At 69.1% G+C, this 20,825-nt stretch carries 19 protein-coding genes; 9 read left to right on the forward strand and 10 right to left on the reverse strand.

The genetic code is table 11. The annotated features are described in order from the left end of the window. Positions 1 to 119: 119 nt before the first annotated feature. Together AB0F77_RS11225 and AB0F77_RS11230 are read left to right on the forward strand one after the other, a co-directional pair. Positions 120 to 629, forward strand: a complete 510-nt coding sequence (locus AB0F77_RS11225) for a VOC family protein (RefSeq protein WP_361945018.1) — start codon at positions 120 to 122, stop codon at positions 627 to 629. Beyond that, positions 626 to 1,315, forward strand: coding sequence for a GntR family transcriptional regulator (locus tag AB0F77_RS11230; RefSeq protein WP_361945021.1), 690 nt, complete (start codon positions 626 to 628; stop codon positions 1,313 to 1,315). The genes AB0F77_RS11225 and AB0F77_RS11230 overlap by 4 nt, the downstream gene beginning before the upstream one ends. 24 nt (positions 1,316 to 1,339) lie before the next feature. On the opposite strand, the gene AB0F77_RS11235 is transcribed toward AB0F77_RS11230, so the two are convergent. The 3 genes from AB0F77_RS11235 to AB0F77_RS11245 are packed head-to-tail and all read right to left on the reverse strand — an operon-like array spanning position 1,340 to position 5,163. Then, positions 1,340 to 2,794 carry an NAD-dependent succinate-semialdehyde dehydrogenase gene (locus AB0F77_RS11235; protein WP_361945024.1) on the reverse strand — a complete coding sequence of 485 codons (1,455 nt, stop codon included), beginning with the start codon at positions 2,792 to 2,794 and terminating at the stop codon, positions 1,340 to 1,342. A gap of 39 nt (positions 2,795 to 2,833) precedes the next feature. Continuing rightward, positions 2,834 to 4,099: a M24 family metallopeptidase gene (locus tag AB0F77_RS11240; protein ID WP_361945027.1), complete on the reverse strand. Its 1,266-nt coding sequence runs from the start codon at positions 4,097 to 4,099 to the stop codon at positions 2,834 to 2,836. Beyond that, a complete protein-coding gene (locus AB0F77_RS11245; RefSeq protein WP_361945030.1) occupies positions 4,096 to 5,163 on the reverse strand; it encodes an NAD(P)-dependent oxidoreductase in 1,068 nt (355 codons plus the stop codon). The genes AB0F77_RS11240 and AB0F77_RS11245 overlap by 4 nt, the downstream gene beginning before the upstream one ends. Positions 5,164 to 5,374: 211 nt before the next feature. Here AB0F77_RS11245 and AB0F77_RS11250 point away from each other — a divergent pair, with 211 nt between their 5' ends. Together AB0F77_RS11250 and AB0F77_RS11255 are read left to right on the forward strand one after the other, a co-directional pair. Continuing rightward, on the forward strand, positions 5,375 to 6,286 hold the full coding sequence (locus tag AB0F77_RS11250; RefSeq protein WP_361945033.1) for a hypothetical protein: 912 nt from the start codon (positions 5,375 to 5,377) through the stop codon (positions 6,284 to 6,286). A gap of 76 nt (positions 6,287 to 6,362) precedes the next feature. Next, the gene (locus tag AB0F77_RS11255; protein ID WP_361945036.1) at positions 6,363 to 7,385 is read left to right on the forward strand and encodes a LacI family DNA-binding transcriptional regulator; all 1,023 of its coding nucleotides are present in this window, start codon (positions 6,363 to 6,365) and stop codon (positions 7,383 to 7,385) included. 4 nt (positions 7,386 to 7,389) lie between these two features. Here AB0F77_RS11255 and AB0F77_RS11260 read toward each other — a convergent pair whose 3' ends face one another. Then, positions 7,390 to 8,901: an aldehyde dehydrogenase family protein gene (locus AB0F77_RS11260; protein ID WP_361945039.1), complete on the reverse strand. Its 1,512-nt coding sequence runs from the start codon at positions 8,899 to 8,901 to the stop codon at positions 7,390 to 7,392. Between the two features lie 609 nt (positions 8,902 to 9,510). Beyond that, a complete protein-coding gene (locus AB0F77_RS11265) occupies positions 9,511 to 10,215 on the reverse strand; it encodes an SDR family oxidoreductase (RefSeq protein WP_361945042.1) in 705 nt (234 codons plus the stop codon). A 246-nt stretch (positions 10,216 to 10,461) separates the two neighbouring features. Between AB0F77_RS11265 and AB0F77_RS11270 the strand changes: the two genes are divergently transcribed. Next, positions 10,462 to 11,133: a helix-turn-helix domain-containing protein gene (locus AB0F77_RS11270; RefSeq protein WP_361945045.1), complete on the forward strand. Its 672-nt coding sequence runs from the start codon at positions 10,462 to 10,464 to the stop codon at positions 11,131 to 11,133. A gap of 263 nt (positions 11,134 to 11,396) precedes the next feature. On the opposite strand, the gene AB0F77_RS11275 is transcribed toward AB0F77_RS11270, so the two are convergent. Next, complete coding sequence (locus tag AB0F77_RS11275; RefSeq protein ID WP_361945047.1) at positions 11,397 to 13,493, reverse strand: SpoIIE family protein phosphatase; 2,097 nt, start codon at positions 13,491 to 13,493, stop codon at positions 11,397 to 11,399. 112 nt (positions 13,494 to 13,605) lie between these two features. Further along, complete coding sequence (locus AB0F77_RS11280) at positions 13,606 to 14,532, reverse strand: MFS transporter (protein ID WP_361945050.1); 927 nt, start codon at positions 14,530 to 14,532, stop codon at positions 13,606 to 13,608. Between the two features lie 252 nt (positions 14,533 to 14,784). Between AB0F77_RS11280 and AB0F77_RS11285 the strand changes: the two genes are divergently transcribed. Next, positions 14,785 to 15,330, forward strand: coding sequence for a helix-turn-helix transcriptional regulator (locus AB0F77_RS11285; protein WP_361945053.1), 546 nt, complete (start codon positions 14,785 to 14,787; stop codon positions 15,328 to 15,330). Positions 15,331 to 15,475: 145 nt separating this feature from the next. Here AB0F77_RS11285 and AB0F77_RS11290 read toward each other — a convergent pair whose 3' ends face one another. Beyond that, complete coding sequence (locus AB0F77_RS11290; protein WP_361945056.1) at positions 15,476 to 16,426, reverse strand: AraC family transcriptional regulator; 951 nt, start codon at positions 16,424 to 16,426, stop codon at positions 15,476 to 15,478. Between the two features lie 141 nt (positions 16,427 to 16,567). On the opposite strand from AB0F77_RS11290, the gene AB0F77_RS11295 reads away from it, so the two are divergent. Together AB0F77_RS11295 and AB0F77_RS11300 are read left to right on the forward strand one after the other, a co-directional pair. Further along, entirely contained in the window at positions 16,568 to 18,058 is a 1,491-nt protein-coding gene (locus AB0F77_RS11295; protein ID WP_361945059.1) for an aldehyde dehydrogenase family protein, read from the forward strand. A gap of 86 nt (positions 18,059 to 18,144) precedes the next feature. After that, positions 18,145 to 18,906 carry an SDR family oxidoreductase gene (locus AB0F77_RS11300; RefSeq protein ID WP_361945062.1) on the forward strand — a complete coding sequence of 254 codons (762 nt, stop codon included), beginning with the start codon at positions 18,145 to 18,147 and terminating at the stop codon, positions 18,904 to 18,906. Here the strand turns inward: AB0F77_RS11300 and AB0F77_RS11305 are convergent. Continuing rightward, the gene (locus AB0F77_RS11305) at positions 18,903 to 19,196 is read right to left on the reverse strand and encodes a CGNR zinc finger domain-containing protein (protein WP_361945065.1); all 294 of its coding nucleotides are present in this window, start codon (positions 19,194 to 19,196) and stop codon (positions 18,903 to 18,905) included. The genes AB0F77_RS11300 and AB0F77_RS11305 overlap by 4 nt on opposite strands. Between AB0F77_RS11305 and AB0F77_RS11310 the strand changes: the two genes are divergently transcribed. Next, a complete protein-coding gene (locus AB0F77_RS11310; RefSeq protein WP_361945068.1) occupies positions 19,147 to 19,791 on the forward strand; it encodes an MBL fold metallo-hydrolase in 645 nt (214 codons plus the stop codon). The genes AB0F77_RS11305 and AB0F77_RS11310 overlap by 50 nt on opposite strands. A gap of 197 nt (positions 19,792 to 19,988) precedes the next feature. On the opposite strand, the gene AB0F77_RS11315 is transcribed toward AB0F77_RS11310, so the two are convergent. Next, positions 19,989 to 20,735, reverse strand: a complete 747-nt coding sequence (locus tag AB0F77_RS11315; protein WP_361945071.1) for a hypothetical protein — start codon at positions 20,733 to 20,735, stop codon at positions 19,989 to 19,991. Positions 20,736 to 20,825: the final 90 nt, after the last annotated feature.

A 20,825-nucleotide genomic window follows, 5' to 3' on the forward strand; every position in this document is an offset into this window, starting at 1 on the left:
GCAGTGGCAGGCTGCCACAGCATTGGATCCATAATCTAGAGAGGCGCACGTATCAGATGATGATTTTTCTGGCATCATTCAGTGCCATCGTCGAAGTCGACAGCAAGAAAGGATCCAATATGGCAATCCCTGGGTTGAAGCGGCTCGACCACATCGGATTCACGGTGCCTGACCTGGAGGAGGCCACCCGCTTCCTCGTCGACGTCCTCGGGTGCGAGTACCTGTACTCCCTCGGGCCGTTCCGCGGAGACGACGACTGGATGAGCGATCACCTCAACGTCCATCCCCGGGCGGAGATACGGGAGAACCGCTTCTTCCGCTGTGGCGACCAGGCGGTCTTCGAGGTGTTCGACTACACCGCCCCCGACCGGCTGGACACCCCGCCCAGGAACAGCGACGTGGGTGGACACCATGTCGCCCTCTACGTGGATGACCTCGACGAGGCCGTCGCCTATCTGCGCGAGCGCGGTGTCCGGGTCATGGCCGGTCCCACGGCGAGCCGGGGCCCGGGGGAGGGGAACCGCTGGATCTACTTCCTCGCCCCGTGGGGCATGCAGTTCGAGCTCGTCTCCTACCCCCGGGGCAAGGCCTTCGACCGCCTCCGGCAGCAGGGACCCGCCGCCGTATGACCGCCGCACCGGACCCCGGACCCGGCCCCTCACGCGCCGCCGCCACCAGTGGGCGGATCGCGGCCCACCTGCGGGAGGCCATCCTCAGCGGCGCCCTCGCCCCCGGAACACGGATCCGCCAGGAGGAGGTCGCCGAACGTCTCGGGGCGAGCCGACTCCCCGTACGGGAGGCACTGCGGATCCTGGAGGCCGAGGGGCTGACCGAGCACGAGGCCAACCGGGGGGCGCGGGTCCCCCGGCTGACCGCGCGGGAGGTCGACGTCGTCTACCGGATGCGCGAGCGGCTCGAACCGCTCGCGCTCGCGCAGAGCATCCCGGCCCTGGACCGGACCGCCGTCGAGCGCCTCGCCGAGATCCAGCGCCGGATCGAGGCGACGACCGGCCTCGGCGACTTCCTCGACCTGGACCGAGAGTTCCACCTGGGGTCCTACGCGGGGTGCGCCGTTCCCCAGCTCACCGCGACGGTCGTACGGCTCTGGAACTCCACCCAGCACTACCGCCGGGAGTACGTGGCGCTCAGCGGTCCGGAACGGATGTGGGTGATCAACGCGGAGCACCGGCTCATCCTCGACGCCGTGGAGCGCGGCGACACGGTCGCCGCCGAGCAATGCCTGGGCGGCCACATCCGCCGCACCCGGATCGAACTCGGCCGGCACCCCGAGATCTTCGAGGACGCCCCGCCCTGAGCGGTGCCTCAGCCGTCAGGGCGTTCACCACTCGACCGCGATGTACTTCGACTCCATGTAGTCCAGGACCCCTTCGTGCCCGCCCTCGCGACCGATCCCGCTCTGTTTGGTCCCGCCGAAGGGCGCGGCGGGATCACTGACCAGTCCGCGGTTCAGCCCGACCATGCCGGAGTCGAGCGCCTCACTGATCCGCAGGCCCCGCGCGAGATCACCGGTGTACACGTACGACACGAGCCCGAACTCGGTGTCGTTGGCCAGCCGGATCGCCTCCTCCTCGTCCTCGAACGTGACGAGGGGGGCCACCGGACCGAAGATCTCCTCACCGAGGATCGCCGCACCGGGCGGTACGTCCAGCAGCACGGTCGGCTCGTAGAAGAAGCCCTCGCGCTCGGGGCGCCGGCCACCGACGACCGCCCGCGCCCCGGCCGCCACCGCCGAGTGGACCAGGGAATCCACCTTCGCGACGGTCTCCTCGTTGACCAGCGGTCCGACCTGGGTCTCCGTGTCGAGGCCGGGCCCGATCCGCATCGCGCTCATGCGCCGGGCGAGCCGGTCGCCGAACTCGCCCGCGACGGAGGCCTCGACGTAGAAGCGGTTGGCCGCGGTGCACGCTTCTCCGCCGTTGCGCATCTTCGCCAGCATGGCGCCGTCGACGGCCGCGTCCAGGTCGGCGTCGGCGAAGACCAGGAACGGCGCGTTGCCGCCGAGTTCCATCGAGCAGTTGACCACCTGGTCGGCGGCCTCCCTGAGCAGCAGCCGGCCGACCTCGGTGCTGCCGGTGAAGGACAGTTTGCGCACCCTCGGATCGTGGAGCAGGGCGGAGACCACCGCGGAGGAGCGGCGGGAGGGCAGCACGTTGACCACCCCCGACGGCACCCCGGCCTCCTCCAGGATCGCGGCCATTGCCAGTGCCGTCAGCGGCGTGTCGCTCGCCGGTTTGAGGATCACCGTGCACCCGGCCGCGAGCGCCGGTCCGATCTTGCGTGTGGCCATCGCGGCGGGGAAGTTCCACGGAGTGACCAGCACCGCGATGCCGACGGGTTGCTGGAGGACCATGATCCTGTTCGCCCCCGACGGAGCAGTCAGCACCGTTCCGTAGGCGCGGACCGCTTCCTCCGCGTACCAGCGGAAGAACTCCGCCGCGTACATCACCTCGCCCCGCGCATCCGGGAGCGCCTTGCCGTTCTCCCGCGTCACCAGCCGGGCCAGGTCCTCGGCGCGTGCCGTCATCAGCTCCCAGCCGCGCCGCAGGATCTCCGCCCGCTCCCGGGGAGAGGTCGCGGCCCAGTCGGCCGCGGCCCGCTCGGCGGCGTCGACGGCCGCGAGCGCGTCGGCGACCGTGGCGTCCGCCACCGTGGCGATGGGCCGGTCCGTCGCGGGATCGCGCACCTCGAAGCGGGCGCCTTCCGAAGCCGCGGTCCACTTCCCGCCGATGTACAGATCGGTCGGGACCGCGGGGTCGGGGATGTTGTCGTTCATGGTTGGGCACCTTTCGTGCGGGTCCTGCTCGGGTCCTGCTCAATAGGCGTTGGCGACGATCAGGTCCTGGGCCGGGAACAGGGTGAGGATGCGAGGACCCTCCGGGGTGACCACGACCTCCTCCTCGATCCGGGCGGCCGAGAAGCCGTCGCCGGCAGGGCAGTACGTCTCCAGGGCGAAGACCATTCCCACCCGCAGTTCGACCGGTTCGCGCATGCTGTTCAGCCGAGAGATGATCGGCCGCTCGTGGAGGCCGAGGCCGAGTCCGTGGCCGAACTGGAGGCCGAATGCGGCCATCTCGTTCTCGAAGCCGAACTCCTCGGCCTTCGGCCACACGGCCGCGACCTCGTCGGTACCCGCCCCTGCCTTCACCGCGCCGATCGCCGCGTCCATCCATCCGCGGGCCCTGGTGTACGCGTCGCGCTGGGAGGCGGTGGCGCTGCCCACGCCGAAGGTGCGGTAGTAGCACGTCCGGTAGCCGTTGAAGGAATGGATGATGTCGAAGAACGCCTGGTCCCCCGGGCGGATCAAGCGGTCGGAGAAGTTGTGCGGATGCGGGTTGCACCGCTCGCCCGAGACCGCGTTGACGGCTTCGACCTGGTCCGATCCCATCTCGTAGAGGCGCTTGTTCGCCAGGGCGACGATCTCGTTCTCCCGGATCCCCGGCTTCAGCACCTCCACGATGTCCTGGTAGACACCGTCGACCATCGCGGCCGCCTGGGTCAGCAGCATGATCTCGTCCTGGGACTTGATCTGCCGCGCGTCCAGCATCAGTTGCTGCGCGTCCACCACCCGCAGCCCTTGGCGCTCCATCTCGAAGAGGAACGGGGGTTCGACGATGTCCACCCCGACCGGCATGTCGGCGACTCCGGCGTCCTCCAGGAGCCCCTTGATCTCGCGCACCGCCGACTCCATCAGCCCCGCGGTCGGCGCGATGGCCCCGCGCAGGCCGAGCATGCCCGCGTGGCAGTTCTCCGGCTCCAGCCACGGAGCGTGGAGGCGGTGGTGCCGGGCGGCGGAGCCGAAGTCCCACAGCATCGGGTCCCCGCTGCGCGTGAGCAGCGCGTACCGGGTCATCTTGTCCCCGAGCGCGCCCCCGATCCAGGTCTGCGTCGTGTACCGGATGTTGTAGAAGTCGAAGAGCAGGAAGGCCCCGCACTCGCTCGCTTCCAGGGATGCCTTGGCGCGCGCGAGCCGGTACCGCCTCAGCCGGTCGAAGTCGATCCTCTGCTCGTGGTCCACGGCCATGTGGCCGGGCGCCGCCATCGGGGCGGCCGTCGGCCCGGGAGCGGACGGCGTGTTCACAGCACGGCCTTGTCGGCCGCTCCGAGACCGTCGTCGACGACCACGTTCTCCGGGCTGAGCTTGAGGGCGGAGTTCTGCGCCTGAAGGTCCAGCAGGATGGCGAAGTCCTCCTCCACCCTTCCGCTGCCGACACTGGCCTGCACCAGTTGGGCGGTGGCGGAGGCGAGCGGCATCGGTACGTCCAGCTCCCGGGCCGCCGCCAGACCGAGGTCGAAGTCCTTGCGCAGCAGGACGGGGGTGAAGGTCGGCGTGTAGTCCAGGTTCACGAAGGCGGGCGCCTTGTACCGGGTGAACGGCGAGCCCATGACGCTGTTGTTGAGGAAGTCCAGGAACGACGCGCGCGGGACGCCCCCCTTCTCCGCCAGCACCGTGATCTCGGCGAGCGACTGGGTCACCACGCCGAGGAACAGGTTGTGGCAGATCTTCACCAGCCGTGCCACGTCGCCGTCACCGGCGTACGTCACCGACCGGCCGATCCGGCGCAGGAAGGGCTCCACGCGCGCGTACGTCTCCTCCGGGCCGGAAGCGACCATGCTCAGCTCCCCGGCCCGGACCACCTTGCCGTTTCCGCTGACCGGGGTCGCGAGAAAGGCGACACCCCGCTCGGAGCAGGCGGCGCGGACCGACTCCGACGACGCCGTGGAGACGGTGGAGCAGTCGACGACGATGCCGGGCACCCGGGCCGGGTCCGCGAGCAGTCCCCCCTCGCCCAGCAGGACCTGGTCCAGGTCGGCGTGGGTCGAGACCATGGTGAACACGACGTCGAGGCCGCGGAGTTCGGCCACCGTGTCGGCGACGGCGCAGCCGTGGGCGGTCAGGGTCTCCGCCTTCGCCCTGGTGCGGTTCCAGACCGTCACCGCAGCGCCGGCGTCTCCCAGGCGGGCGGCCATGGCCGCTCCCATGCGCCCGGCTCCGATCCAGCCGATCCGCAGATCCGGTAGCCGTTTTGCCGTGTCGTCCATGAGCCACTCCTGCAATCGATTGCATGTCGAGGTGTCGCAGAGTGCGCTCCGGCGCCACTGCAAACGACTGCAAGCTTTGACCAAGTCGGACGATCGAGTCAAGGCTTCAGGCGGCGCCTTTCCGATCGCCTGACGGTGGGTGGTGGCGTGACGGACGTCGTGTACCCCTGGATACGGCCTGGGGTGCGCCGACAGAAGGAGGGATCAGGCAACGTATCGATACAGGGGGAAGGTCGCTATTGCCTCTGCAATCGACTGCATTTTCCCGCTAGGCTCAGCCCCACTCAGTCCCGAGAGATCCCCGGAGACAGACATGACCACCACCTTGGTGACAGGAGAGTTCACGCCCTCCGTCCTGCTCTCGCTGGCGGAACGTTCCGGACGACTGGAGCAGGCCGGCCTCGCCGTACGGCGGGTGCCGGTGGCCTCTTCCCCCGCCCAATTCCGCTCGCTCCTCGCCGGTGACCTCGACATCGCGCTGACCAGCCCGGACAACGTGATCGCGTACCGCTTCGTCCCCGACAACCCGCTCGGCGCGTGCGCGGACGTCAGTATCGTCGCCGCAGTGGACCGCGGGATGGGCCTGGCGCTCTACGGCCGCCCGGGGCTGAACAACGCGGAACAGCTGCGCGGCGCGGTCGTGGGTGTCGACGTGCCCGACTCCGGTTTCGCCCTCGCCCTCTACGCCCTGGCCGACTCCCTCGGCGTACGGCGCGAGGAGTACACCCTGACCGCGCTCGGCTCGACTCCCAAGCGTCTGCGCGCCCTGCTCGCCGGCGATTGCGACGCCACGATGCTCAACGCGGGCAACGAACTCGTCGCCGAGGCGGCGGGCTGCCGGATGCTGGCCTCCGCCGCGGATGTCTGTCCGCCCTACCTGGGCACCGTCGTCAGCGTCGCCGGTGACGGCAACCTCCTTCCCGCGCGGCGACTGGCCGCCGCGCTCCGGGACACCGCACGCACCGTGGTCGCCGGCGAACTCGACAACGAGGCCGCCGCGGAGGCGGTTGTACTCCTCGGACTCGACCACTCGTTGGCACAGCGGTATGTCGCCAGGCTGAAGGATCCCAGGGAAGGCCTCGTCACGGAGGAGAGCGTGGACCGCGAGGCGCTCGGCACCCTCATCCGGCTGCGGCGGCACTATCGGCCGACGCCGGCGGAGGGGCCGGACCCGCTGGCCGACGCACTCGACCCCGACGCCGGACTGGTGGCCGCCGCGGCCTGATCCACGGGGGAGCGCACCCGCCCGCTTCACGCGGCCTCACCCGTGCGTCCGCGCCCATGACCCCTAGGATTCATTCGTGCAGAAACCAACACTCCGGGACGTTGCCCAAGCCGCAGGTGTCCACGTCGCCACCGCGTCACGGGCGCTCAACCCCAACACCCGGTCCCTGGTCAACGCCGACACCGCCCGGCGCGTCAGCCATGCCGCCAAGTCCCTCGGCTACACCCCGAACCCGATCGCCCGCAGTCTGAAGACCGCGAAGTCGCTCACCATCGGCGTGGTGCTGCCCGATCTGACCAACCCGCTGTTCCCCCCGATAGTCCGGGGCATCGATGACGTCCTGGGACCCGCCGGATACAGCGCTCTCATCGTCAACACCGACAACGACCCGGCACGGGAGCAGGCCCAGATCGCATCCCTGCGCTCCCGCCAGGCCGAAGGGCTCATCGTGGCCACCGCCCGCACGGAGCACCCGCTGCTGGCCGGACTGCACGAGCAGGGCGTGAAGATGGTGCTGGTCAACCGGCGTACCGACAACCTCGACGTGCCCTCCGTCGTCCCGGACGACGCGGCCGGTATCGCGCTCGCCGTCGCCCACCTCGCCCGGCTCGGCCACCGCCGTGTCCTGCACCTCGCCGGGCCGGCCACGACCTCCACGGGCGTGACCCGGGCCAGGAGCTTCCGCAACTCCGTACGGGAGCTCGGCCTCGACGAGGACCCCGCGCTCGTCGTCGCCTGCGATTTCTGGACCGAGGACGAGGGAGCCCGTGCGATGCGCGCGGCCCTCGACGCCGGTACCGAGTTCACCGCGGTCATCGCGGGCAACGACCTGCTCGCCCTGGGCGCCTACGACGTCTGCGGCGAACGCGGGATCGCCTGCCCCGACGACATCAGCATCGTCGGATTCAACGACATGCCCTTCCTCGACAAACTGCGGCCTCCGCTGACCACTGTCGCCGTTCCCCATCAACAGATCGGCGCAGAGGCGGCCCGCATGCTCCTGGAGGGGATCGACGGCCCGGACCGCCCGGCGCGCTCGGTACTGCTGCCGGTCTCCCTCGTCGTCCGGGCGTCGACGAAGGAGCCGGCAGGTCGCTGACGGCTCAGTCCCTCGGCGGCCAGGTGGGAATCTCGCCCCGTCCCGAGGGGAACCGGACGTTCTTCGAGCGGACGAACTCGTGCAGCGTCTCCAGGGCGTTCTCCCGTCCGAATCCGCTGCCCTTGACGCCGCCGAACGGCGAGCCGAGGAAGGCGCGGCGCATGTAGTTGTTCACGAACACCATGCCGACTTCCAATCGCGCGGCGATACGCCAGGCACGTGCCTCGTCGGCGGTACAGATCGCGGCCGTCAATCCGTACGCGGTCCCATTGCAGATGTCGATCGCCCGCTCCTCGTCGGAGAAGCGCATCACACACGCGATCGGCCCGAAGATCTCCTCCTGAGCCAGTGTCATGTCGGCCGTCACATCGGCCAGTACCGTCGGCGGGACCCAGTAGCCGTCCCTGAGCCGCTCGTCGGTGGGGAGCCTGCCCTGCGTCACCAGCCGGGCGCCCTCGTCGAGCCCGGTCCGCAGGTACGCCAGGACCTTGTCCCGCTGCCGGCCGTCGACCATCGGACCCACGTCCGTGGCCGCGTCCAGACCGTCTCCCACCACCAGGCGTTCGGTGGCGGCGGCGAACCGCTCCAGGAACGCGTCGTGCACGGAGTCGTGGACCAGGATCCTCGCCGTCGAGGTACAGGCCTCGCCCTGGTTGTAGAACATGCCTTCCAACGCCACGTCGACCGCCACGTCCAGATCGGCGTCGGCGAGCACGAGCAGCGCGTTCTTGCCGCCCAGTTCCATGGTCGCGTACGTGAGATTCCGTGCCGCGCTCTCCAGCACACGCCGGCCCGTCTCCGTCGCGCCGGTGAAGGTGATGCGCTCCACGTGACGATGCGCTGCCAGCGCCTTGCCCGCCTCGACACCGGGGACGGCGTTGAGCACGCCCGGAGGAAGGATCTCGTTCGCGAGCTCCACCAGCCGCAGCACGGTCAGCGGCGCCTGCTCGCCCGGTTTGACGACCACCACGTTGCCCGCGGCGAGAGCGGGTGCGCACTTCTTGGTGAAGTGGATGGGCGGCCAGTTGAACGGCAGGATCGCGGCCACGACCCCGTACGGCTCGTAGACCACGCGGGCCTCGATCGGCCCCTGATCCAGGATCTCCCCGCGCAGGGTGTCGGCAAGCCCGCCGTAGTAGTCGTAGCCGGCGTGGCAGTACGAGAGGTCGAACTGCAGGGCGTCACGCCGCGGCTTGCCCACCTCGCGCGCCTCGATCTCCGCCAGTTCGTCGACATGGTCCCGAATCTTCGCCGCGACAAGGCGCAGCAACCGCCCCCGCTCGCGCGGCGGGGTGTCGCGCCAGTCCCGCAAGGCCCGACGGGCGTCGGCCACCGCCAGGTCGACCAGTTCCGCACCGCCGCCGACCACTTCGGCCAGCGGCTGTCCGGTCGCGGCCTCCCTCACCGTGAAGGTGTCCGCGCCCTCGGCACCGACGAACTTCCCCCCGATGAACGCGCCCCATGTGTCACGCCCCGCCGGCGGACGGGGGACCGCTCCGAACGCTGTTCTGCTCATGCCCGGCTCCTAACAAGACCTGGGAGGGCGCGGTTCGCACCCCGACTGCCGGCGTATCCCCGCACACAAGCGAATGCAATCGGTTGCAGAACGTATCGCGGCGAGAAACCGACGTCAAGGCTCTGTGGGGCGACGCGTGGTGGGCCTGGTGCGATGTGGCTTCGCGCCCAGGGGAACCTGCACGAGAGGACAACGATGCGGCACCTTGCCCGATGGGTCTTGCGGAAATGAGATGCAGACGTTTGTCAACGCTGTCGTGACGGACGGTACGGGGGAAGCCATGGCGATCGTCCATGGCTTGTTCTTCATCTTCGGTCCGCGTCATAGGGCGGGGACGGAAGATTCCAGACGGCCCCGGACGTGGGTGCGGCCTTCGTCTGATCATGTGCTCCGGCCGACATGCACGTGATCACGACGAAGGCCGTGAGGGTGGTCCGTTGCCTGACGCGGCCGGCGACGGATCGGCGTCGGCCTCCCTCCACGACGACAGCAGTGCCCGGGGCGTGGACCCGGTCCGGTACGTGCGGCAACTCGCGGGCGGCGAGGCGGCGGAGTGGGAGCGCCGGTGCGGCCGCCGGGGAGGGGGCCACACCACTGGTGGCGCCGGGGTCAGTCCGAGGCGAGCGCCGGGTAGAGCGCGGTGACGGGGGCCGAGAGGGCGCTGTGCACCTTCTTGGTCATGTCGTCGACGAGGAGCTCGTGCTCACCTGCCTCAAGGGCGTCATAGACGGCGCCGGCGACGTCGGCGGGGGCGTTCATGCCGGCACGGTCCTCGCCGGGCTGCATCGGGGTGTCCGTCGGGCCGGGGTAGACCCCGAGGACACCGACGCCTTCGGGAGCGAGCTCGAGACGCAGGGCGTTGGTCGCCATCCACATACCGGCCTTGGAGACGCTGTGGGCCTTGCCGACCGCGAACCAGCTGAGCACCGAGTTGATGTTGACCAGTGCCCCCTTGCCGGAGCGCAGGCTGGGAGCGAGAGCGCGGGTCAGGCGCAGCGGACCGACCAGGTTGGTCTCGATGGTGGCGGTGATGTCCTCGATCGGGCCGGTGAGCAGGTCACTGCGGGCGAAGATCGCGGCGTTGTTGACCAGGATCGTGGTGTCACCGGCGGTGTTCGCGGCCTGTTCGATCGAGGCGGGGTCGGTGAGATCGAGCCGCAGCGGCACTACGCGCTCGTCACTCCACTCCTTGGGAGTGCGGGCCGCGGCGTAGACGCGGGCGGCGCCTCGCTCCAGGGCGGCGTTGACGAGAGCGGTCCCGATTCCGCCGTTGGCGCCGGTGACGAGGACGGTGGCGCCGTTGATGGAGGTCATGAGCGTGTTCCTTTCGATGGGGGAGGGGGCCTGCGCGGACACCTGCCCCCGAGTGGCGGGCGGGTGAGCCCTTCGCGACTTCGCGGTGGCGGAGTGGGCGCCGACACCACTGGTGCCGGCATCGGGCATCTGACCGAGACCGGTCGTCACGAGGTGGAACCTTAGATCTGGTGCTTCATTTTTGCAAGCTGAAATCTTGATCTGAAGCGTGCATCTTAATGACAAGCTGGCTGCTATGGTGGCAGGATGGCACGTAAAGACTTCGGGCAGTACTGCGGGTTGGCTCGTGCCCTCGAGATGGTCGGCGAGAGGTGGGCGCTGCTGGTCATTCGCGAGCTCCTGGCCCGCCCGAGCCGTTACTCCGAGATGCTCGACGCTCTGCCTGGCATTCCGACGAACGTGCTGTCTGCTCGACTCAAGGAACTCGAGCAGGTCGGCGTCGTCGAGCGCCAGGTTGCTCCAGCGCCGAAGCGGGGGGTGCTCTACGTGCTCACCGGGGACGGCCGAGCATTGCAGTCGGCGGTGCTGGCCTTGGCGATGTGGGGAAACTCCCGGCTCGGCGAACAGAGAGCCGACGAGTTCGTACCTCCCTCGTCGGTAGTCATGGCGTTTCGTGCCACGTTCAACGCCGAGGCAGCGGATGGCCTCTGCGCTGTCTGGGAGATCCACACCGCGGGCGTGATGCTGTACGTCGTCGTCACCGAAGGGCAGTTGACGACTGGGATCGGCCCGGCACCGAGCGACCCCGATCTCGTCATCACGATCCGGTCCACCCGGATGCCGGCGTTCCAGGGGATCTTGACGGCCGTCGCAAGCGGAAAGGCCGAGACGAGCGGCCGCGAGGAGCTGTTGGGCAGATTCCTCGAGGTTTTTGCAGTCGCCGAACTCCTCGACAGCATCAACAGCCTCGACCGCTGAAGTTCGCTCCGTCGTGACCCGCCCTCCGGGTCCAGGTCTGGGCGGCGTGCGTCCGCCCTGCTCTCCTGATGCCTGATGCCTGATGGCTGAACGGGAGCTCGATGCGGGCGTCGGTGAAAACGGTGCCCTGGAACTTGCCGGCCACCGCCCCGGTTTGGTCGAAACACATCTTGGAGCGGAACATCTCCGGTTGCGATGACCGACTCGGTCGTCCTCGCTCTACCGTCAGTGCCTGCGCAGACGACAGGTCAGCAGATGCCAGGTCATGGGGCCGTGGAGCTCGCCGGCAGGGTCTGCTCGCACCAGATGACCTTGCCGTTTGTGGTCTGGCGGCTTCCCCAGCGGTCGGTGAGCTGGGCGACCAGCAGCAGTCCGCGGCCACCCTCGTCGAAGGCGCGAGCGCGGCGCATATGGGGGGCGGTGCTGCTGCTGTCCGAGACCTCGCAGATCAGCGTCCGGTCGCGGATGAGGCGGAGGCGGATGGGGGCGCCGCCGTAGCGAATGGCGTTCGTCACCAGTTCGCTGACAACGAGTTCGGTGACGAACGCCGCGTCCTCCAGTTGCCAGGAGGACAGAGTGCGCAGGACCTCCGCGCGGATCGCGGACACGGCCGCGGGGTCGTTGGGCAGGTCCCATGCGGCGACGCTGTCTGCGCCGAGGCGCTTGAGTCGGGTCAGCAGCAGTGCGGCGTCGTCGGCGCGGTGGCCGGGCAGCAGCTTCGCTACGAGGCTGTCGCACAAGCCTTCCAAGCTGATGTCGCGTGTGGCCAGGGTCTGCCTGAGGGTCTCCAGGCCCTGGTCGATGTCGCGTTCCCTCGATTCGACGAGGCCGTCGGTGTACAGCGCGAGCAGGCTGCCCTCCGGCAGCTCCACGTCGCGAGCCTCGAACGGGAGCCCGCCCAGCCCAAGCGGTGGGCCGGCGGGCAGATTCAGGAACTCGGCCCTGCCGTCAGGGCGGAGCACGGCGGGCGGCGGATGTCCGGCCCGCGCGAACGAGCAGGTGCCCGAGACGGGGTCGTAGACCGCGTACAGGCAGGTCGCGCCGATCCCTCCGGTCGCTTCGTCTTCGCCTCCCCGACGTGTTCCGGGTTCTGCGGAGAGCCGTAGGACCAGGTCGTCGAGGCGAGTGAGGAGTTCGTCGGGCGCGAGGTCGACGTCGGCCAGGGTGCGCACTGCGGTGCGCAGCCGGCCCATGGTGGCGGCCGCCTGCAGCCCGTGGCCGACCACGTCCCCGACCACCATGGCGACACGCGCGCCCGAGAGGGGGATCAGGTCGAACCAGTCACCGCCCACGCCCAGCCGGGGTGTTGCGGGCAGGTAGCGGGAGGCCGCTTCCACCGCGGACTGTTCGGGCAGCCCCTGCGGCAGCAGGCTGCGCTGGAGGGCCACGGCGCTGGTGCGCTCGCGGGTGAAGCGCCGAGCGTTGTCCAGGCATACGGCTGCCCGGGACACCAACTCCTCGGCCAGCGCGAGGTCTTCCGGCTCGAACGACTCCTCGCGCAGGCTACGGGCGAACAGGACCACACCGAGTGTGGTGCCCCGCGCGGTCACCGGCACGATCATCCCCGAGTGGAATCCGTGCTTGCGCATGGTGGTGCCGCGTAGCGGGTCCTGGTCGAACCACGCGTCGATCTCGGGTCTCAGGTCGCGGAACAGGATTGAGCGCCCGGTCCGAAGGACGTGGGCGCTGGGTGTGTGCTCCGGGTGGACGTCGACGTCGCCGAGACGCACCACGGCTTCCGGAACGCCCGGACGCACCGACGCGTGCGCCGTGCGGCGCAGTGCCGGAGCGCTGGTGACCGGGAGCGGTGCGGGCTCGTCGCCGCTGAGCAGGGCGTCCAGCAGGTCCACCGCGACGAAGTCGGTCAACGCCGGCACCATCATGCCTGCCAGCTCCTGCGAGGTGCGCATGACGTCCAGCGTGCTGCCGATGCGGGTGCCGGCCTCGCTGAGGAGGGCCAGCCGTTCCTTGCCGCGCTGTTCCACGGTGACGTCGACCACCGTCGTGCACACTCCGGGAGTCCTGCCGTTCCGCTCACGAAGAGGGGAGACGGAAACCGAGAACACGCGCTCGTGCCGGGGGTCGACGGCGGTACGCGCCCGTACCACCAATCCGCTCTCCGGTCGGCCAGTCAGCAACACGTGCCGCATGCGGGCCACCCATGCCGCGACGTCTGCATCCGCTAGTACGGTGGCGAGCACGCTGGAGTGCGCCTCCCTCGACGGCTCTCCGGCGGTCAGCTGGAGCATCGCGGCGTTCTGCCGCACGCAACGCAGATCGGCGTCGTGCACCGCGAGAGCCACCGTGGACCAGGACATCACCCAGTCCTCCAGTGCCCCTTCCTCGACTTCGGGGGACACCTGCTGCGGTTCAGCCGGGTGTACGCCCCAACGGGGTGCGTCGTCTCCGCTGTCGCCCGAGCGAACCACTCCCTGACCAGGGGATTCTTCGGTCTCATGGCCTGTAGGGACCTCATCCCTCTCCATACCATAGAGAATGGTATTTTGCGTTAGTTTTAGCAAATTTGAGATAGGGGAAACCGAGAGCGGAGAAGCTCGCGGCTGGGTCGTCCAGCGGGCGGGTGAGCTGAAGGACGGGCAGCAGTCCGGGGTAGGACGAGTGGGGGGTGACGGCAGTGGGCCAGGCTGTGCCGGCCGCGCCCAGGAGAAGACCCGCGGTGGCGGGTCGGCGGGGACCGTAGCGGGCTGCGATGTGGCCGGTCAGCGGGGCCAGGCCGACCAAGGGGATGAACATCGGCAGCAGGGCGGCGCCGGCCGCCAGGGGCGGGCGGTGTTGGATGCCTTGGAGATAGAGCGTGAAGACGAACACCGTGCCCAACCCGACCAGGTTCATGACGAGCGCGACGCCGTTCGCCGTGGCGAATCGGCGGTCGCGGAAGAGCTCAAGAGGCAGAGCAGGGCCGGCCTGGCGGCGTTCGACGTGCGAGAAGGCCAGGCCCAGCAGGAAGGTGACCACGATCGTGGTCACGGCCGCGGGGGAGGCACAGCCGGTACGGCCGCCCTCGATCAGGGCGAGGGTGCAGCCGGTGAGGGTCAGGGCCCCGAGGACGGTACCGGCCCGGTCCGGACGGGCCGTGTGTTGTCCTCGGTCGGCCGGGACGCGGGTGGGGACCGGGACGAGGGCGAGGACCGGGACGAGGGCCGCCGCGGTGATCGGGAGGTTGACGAGGAAGACCCACCGCCATCCGACACCGGTGACCAGCAGACCGCCGACGAGGGGACCAAGGGGCAGGGCGAGACCGGCGACCGCGGCCCAGATCCCGATCGCCTTCGAGCGATCGTCCTCCCGGGGGTAGGCGCGGGTGATCACGACGAGCGTGGCGGGCAGCAGGGCAGCAGGGCAGCAGGGCAGCAGGGCAGCGGCGCCGATCCCCTGCACTGCCCGGGCACCGATTGCACTGCGCGGGCACCGATCAGCATGGCGGTCCCCACAGCCGGCCCGCAGCCGGCGGAACCGGCGGCGAAGATCAGCAGCCCCGCGACAGACCCACGCACATCGTGAGCAGGATCAGCGACTGTCCGGTGACGGGCGGCGAAGCGGAACGGGCAGGGGTGGAGCGGCCCACGAGCCCACGGTGGGCCGGGATCATTTCGCTCCCGATCGAAGCGTCCCCTACCTACCGTGGATGCCATGAACGGAGACATCGATCTCGTACCCGTCGGCGCTCTGCTGGGTGATGCGGGGCGGGCCAGGATGCTGGCTGCGCTGTTCGACGGCCGTGCCCTGCCGGCCGGCGTCCTGGCCTCCGAAGCGGGCCTGGCCCCCTCCACCACCAGCGCACACCTGGCCAAACTCCTCGACGGCGGCCTGCTCACCGTCGAACGCCACGGCCGCCACCGCTACTACCGGCTCGCAGGGCCCCAGGTCGCCACCGCTCTCGAGACCATCGCGGCTCTCTTCCCGACTCGGCCGGTGCGTTCCCTGCGCCAGGGCAACCGCGCCCACGCCCTGCGTGCCGCGCGGACGTGCTACGACCACCTGGCGGGCCGCCTGGGCGTCGCTCTCATGCAGGCTCTCCTGGCTCAGGGCGCGCTGACCGGGCACGACGGAACCTTCGCCCCCGGCGCGGCGGGCCAGGACAGGCTCTCCGCCCCCGGGAACGATGTGGAGTACCGCCTCACCGACACCGGCCGGTACGCCTTCCGCCAGCACCTCGGCGTGTCAATGGGCGGTTGAAGCGGCGGTGACCGCCGACGCGGGGGCGATGATGTGCTTCGGGAGTGCCGGGGTGCTGCTGCCGGAGGTGACCTTCTCCGAGACCACCTTGGAATCGCCACCTGTCCCACGGCGGCTCTGGGCAACACGGATGCGGAGTATCCGGCTACACCGCGGATTGCAGCTTGCGAACGTCGCGCATCGGGGGTTCGCCGAAGAGCCGTTTGTAGTCGCGGCTGAACTGTGACGGGCTGTTGTAGCCAACCATGAAACTGACTGTGGTGGTGTCGGCCTGACGGTCAAGGAGGAGGCGGCGTGCTTCGTGCAGGCGGAGATGTTTCTGATACTGCAAGGGGCTCATCGACGTCACCGCTTTGAAGTGGGCATGAAACGATGAGGTGCTCATGTGTGCCACTGCGGCGGCCGACTCGATGCTGAACGGTCCGGCGTAATGCTCGCGAATCCAGTCAACCGCGAGCTTGATGCGGGACAGTTGGCTGTCGGGGGTCGCGATTTGGCGAAGCAACGCATGCTGCGGGCCCCGGATCAGCCGGTATGTGATTTCGCGCTGCACTTGCGCCCCGAGCACGGCCACGTCGTGCGGATCGCGCAGAGCGTCGACCAACCGTATGAGCGGGTCGATGAGATCGTCGTGCAGCGGGGTGGGTGTGAGTCCTGGACTCGGGCGCGAATCCTCCCCTGGGGGAGGCAGTTCGAGCAGAAGGTCGGTGAGCACTACCGCGTCAAGCCTCAGCCGCAGGCCGAGAAACGGATGTTCCTCGGACGCTTCGACGAGGATGTCGGTCAGAGGCAGCTCCACCGGAGAGATCGAGTAGGTCTCGGGTTCGTAGCGGATTTCGCGGGACGCGCATTTCGCACGCTTCGTGCCCTGAAGAACAACACACACCGCAGGCCCTTCGTCGACTGACCCTGGCGCCGCCGATCGAGGGTCGGCGATGGCGGAAGACCGGAAGAAGGTCAGTCCTGGTATCGGCGTGGCGAAGAACCCGTGAGCCGGCGGCAGGTCAGCCTCGGCGCATGATCGGGTAATAACGTCAACGAGCCCGGCGATCGCGCTCTCGCGCGAAATGCCTTTGAAGGCGAGGGATGAGGTCATGGCTCCTTCACCTTACCTCGGCCACCTAGCGCGCACGGCTCAGAGGATCGGGCAAAAAGCGAAGAGGATGCGCGTAGCCGGTGGAGTGTGCCGGTCCTAGCGTCGGTGGTGCCGCTGAGAACCCTCTCTAGGAGCTGAACCATGCTGGAAACCGCCACACCGCGTCCTGCCTTCCTCGATGGGCAGGTGAAGAAGTTGCTCATCGACGGCGTATGGACCGAGGCAGCCTCGGGCGAGAGCTTCGAGTCGATCAATCCCGCGACCGGCGAACAACTCGACCGGCTCGCTCGCGGTTCGGCGGCCGACGTCGACCGAGCCGTCGTCGCGGCGCGGCGCGCCTTCGAGGGCCCGTGGAGCAAGTTCACTCCCAGTCGGCGGCAGCGTGTGCTGCTCCGGCTGGCCGACCTCCTGGAGAGCCGGCGCGAGGAACTCGCGCTCCTGGACTCGCTGGACATGGGCGCACCCCTGGCACACACCCGCGCCTGGGTCGACGTCGCCGCGGAGACCTACCGCTACGCCGCCGCCCAGGCACTGATGATCCACGGCGACACGATCGAGAACTCTCAGGCACGCGATCTGTTCAGCTACACCCTCAAGGAGCCGGTCGGGGTGGTGGGCGGGATCATCCCGTGGAACTCGCCGATCTTCACCTCCTCGTGGAAGCTCGCGCCCGTTCTCGCGACGGGATGCACGCTGGTCCTCAAGCCGGCCGAGCAGGCGGGCTACAGTGTGCTGCTGCTCGCGCAGCTCTGCCTCGAGGCGGGCGTGCCCGAAGGTGTGGTGAACGTCGTCACCGGCTTCGGTGAGGCAGGGGCCGCGCTGTCGAGCCACCCCGACGTGGACAAGATCGCCTTCACCGGTTCGTCGGCGACCGCACAGAAGGTCATCGAAGCCTCGGCCCCCACCACGAAGCGACTGACGATGGAGTTGGGAGGCAAGTCGCCGCACATCGTGTTCGCGGACGCCGACCTCGACGCCGCGGTCGCAGCCGCGGCGCGGGGTGCCTTCAACAATTCGGGGCAGGTGTGCGCGGCCGGGACCCGTCTCTACGTGGAACGACCGGTATTCGATGAGTTCACCGAGCGGGTGGCCGAGTACGCGCGTGGCCTGACGGTCGGCGACCCGCTTCTGCCGTCCACCGACCTCGGCCCGCTCGTCTCCCGAGAGCAACTCGACCGCGTGACCGGCTATCTGGACGCCGGTGCCGCCGCCGGCGCGACCGCGTTGAGCGGCGGCGCGCGGGTCACGGAGGGCACCCTCGCCAACGGGTTCTTCGTGCCCCCCACCGTGTTCACCGGAGTGACGGATGACATGACGATCGCCCGTGAGGAGATCTTCGGCCCGGTCGTCGCGGCGATCCCCTTCGACAGCGTCGACGAGGTTCTGCGCCGCGCCAACGACACACCCTTCGGGCTGGCGAGTGGGGTGTGGACCCGTGACGTCAACAAGGTCACGCGACTGACCCGGGGCCTGCGAGCAGGCATCGTCTACGTCAACCACTACGGATCAAACGATCCCGCCGTGCCGTTCGGCGGCTACAAGCAGTCCGGCTACGGCCGGGAGAACGGCCGACACCACATCGACGCCTACCTGGAGACGAAGACCGTCTGGGTCAAGGCCGCCCACGACTGACACGGCCATCTCACCCCAGACGCTCCACGTCGCTTCAACGACCTCATCCATCCAGGCAGACCGCGCAAACACCACAGGAGCAACTCATGTCAGAAGCCCGCAGAATCGCCGTCATCACCGGTGGTAGCCGCGGGATCGGGGCAAGTGCCGCGACCAGCCTCGCACTTGCCGGCGTCGACTCGGTGATCACCTACAAGAGCAGCCCGGCCGCTGCCGACCAGGTCGTCGCGGGAATCAAGGAGGCCGGCGGCAGGGCCGTCGCGCTGCAATTGGACACCGCCGACATCAGCTCGTTCGGTCCGTTCGCAGACCGGCTGCGCAAGACGCTGTCACATGACTGGGAACGCGAGAGCTTCGATTTCCTCGTCAACAACGCCGGAAACTCTCTGATCAAGCCGTTCGCCGAGACGACCGAGCAAGACTTCGACGATGTCTTCGACGTGCACCTCAAGGGCGTGTTCTTCCTCACCCAGACGCTGACACCGCTGCTCACCGATGGTGGTGCGATCGTCAACCTCTCCACCTCCCTGACACGCTTCACCGGCGCCGGGCAGTCCGTATACGCCACGGCGAAGGGCGCGGTCGAAATACTCACCCGCTACCTGGCCAAGGAGCTGGGTGACCGACAGATCGCCGTGAACGCCTTCGCTCCCGGCCCCATCGCCACCGACTTCGCCGGTGGAGCGGCCCGCGACAGCGGGTTCCGGGACGTCATCGCGCCGCAGGTCGCCCTCGGGCGGGTCGGGGAGCCCGAGGACGTAGGCGATGCCATCACAGCCCTACTCACCAGCCGCAGCCACTGGATCACCGGCCAGCGCATCGAGGTGTCAGGGGGCACCCTGCTCTAGGTGTACTGATCACGATCGTCGTCGACAGGGATCCGTGGGTGGCGTGGAGCCTGGACACGGGCAGGCACTGGCCTTCGGGCGGCAGAATGTCCGCCCAGGCACGGCCTGGGCGGACATTCTGCCGTGGAACGCCGCCGGGCCCGGGCCTGTTGGAGGTTGTGGCGGTTGCCGCAGGTCCGGGAGTCGTGCCAGACCCGGCTCGCGTTTTTCGACTCGTCGTAGAACACGACGCCGCATTGCTTGCCGGGACATGACGTCAGCCGCGCCCGGACGCCGGACGACTGCGCCATCAGCAATTCGGCGGCCACCAGCGACGTCACCGCGGCCACACCGTTCCCCACCGGCGCGTACCTCGGCGTCATGCGGCAGCAAGCCGGTACCGAGTTCCGTACGAAGTTCTGGGACCAGCTGTTCCCCAGTCAGATCCCCACCGAGAGGGTTGAGGCCGCCGAGATCCCGGCGGACGGCTTCACCCTCGAAGGCGAGAGACCGCTGCCCATCGAGGTCGGCCACAGCGACACCGATGACACGACCGTGCTCTGGGTCCCCTCGATGCGGCTCGCGGTCGCCGGCGACGTCGTCCACAACGGCGTCCACCAGTACCTCTCCGAGTCTCAGGGCGGCGGCCGAGACGCCTGGCGCCGCGCCCTCGACAGGGTCCAGGCCCTCGATCCGGCCCACGTGATCGCCGGCCACAAGGACCCGGCACGTGACGACACCCCGGCCGCCATCGACCTGACCAGGCAGTACCTCGACGGCGTCGACCGCCTACTGGCGAAAGATCCGAACAGCCGTGACTTCTTCCGCCAGATGCTTGAGATCTACCCCGACTGGATCAACCCGGGCGCTCTGTGGGGCGGTGCTGTCACTCTCCTGGGTGCCTGATCCGGAAAAGGCCGCGTGGCAACGCCCCCCGGTCCGGCCCGAGAGTCGGACCGGTCCTCCGCCTCTGATCGCGGCGTACAGGTCGGCGGCGGGCCCCGGTACGTGCCGGGACCCACGGGGTGACGCGGTGTTGAACCGCCGGGCTGCCGCTCTCCGTTCGAGGCAGGCGAAGTCCTGGCTCTCCCGCCTCGATTGGGTCAGGAGGCGTCCAGCAGCGCTGCGGTGTCGGGGTGTGCGTCGAGCCAGGCCGCCGCGTCGGAGTTCTCCCGCAGCCACCGGAGGCAGACTGCCCATTCCACGCGTTCGCTGCCCGCGTCGCTCAGTACGACGTCCGCGATGAGCGGTGTGCATTCCGCCGCGGAGCCGTGCGCACTGCACACCCGCTTGCTATTCGTGTGCGGAGTGATGGAGACGATCCGGGACGCCATGGCCCGGGCATCTCCGGTGTAGGTGCGGTCGAACCAGTCGATGAACTGGTGGACCGTGCCGATCTTGGCGACACGGTCGTGCAGGGCCTTCTGGTCGTGTCCGGGGAGGAACCAGCCGAGGGTGACCGGCGCTTCGCAGCCACAGCCGCACGTCCGTGCCGCGTGAGGGGACTCGAAGTACGTCACCGGGTTGCGGGCCGGCTCGACCGGTTGCGGCTTTCCGACGTACGCGTCGTGAACCGGGTGTCCGGCCTCCAGGAACCGGCCCTCGATCGCCCGGCGACCGCCGGACACCGCGACCAGGCGGTCGATCTCGATCGCCTGACGCACGACGCCCCCGGCGGACAGCAGGGCGTACTGCTCGCGGTCGGCGCGTTCCCCCAGGACCCAGCATCCCCGGTTGGCACGGAACAGGGCCTCGTCGTCCATGTTCGGGTCCCAGCCGACATGGTCACGACCCAGTTGGTCTTCTTTCGGGCTGACGTAACGCATCGCCCCGAGCGTGATGTGGATCATCAATCCCCCCAATAGACTGATAGCCGGGGCTCCTTGCCCTGAGACTATCCATATCCTGTCCCATCCTCCCGGATACTTTCAACCCCTAGC

Origin of the sequence: Streptomyces sp. NPDC026672 (assembly GCF_040638185.1) — a bacterium.
Lineage (GTDB): Bacteria > Actinomycetota > Actinomycetes > Streptomycetales > Streptomycetaceae > Streptomyces.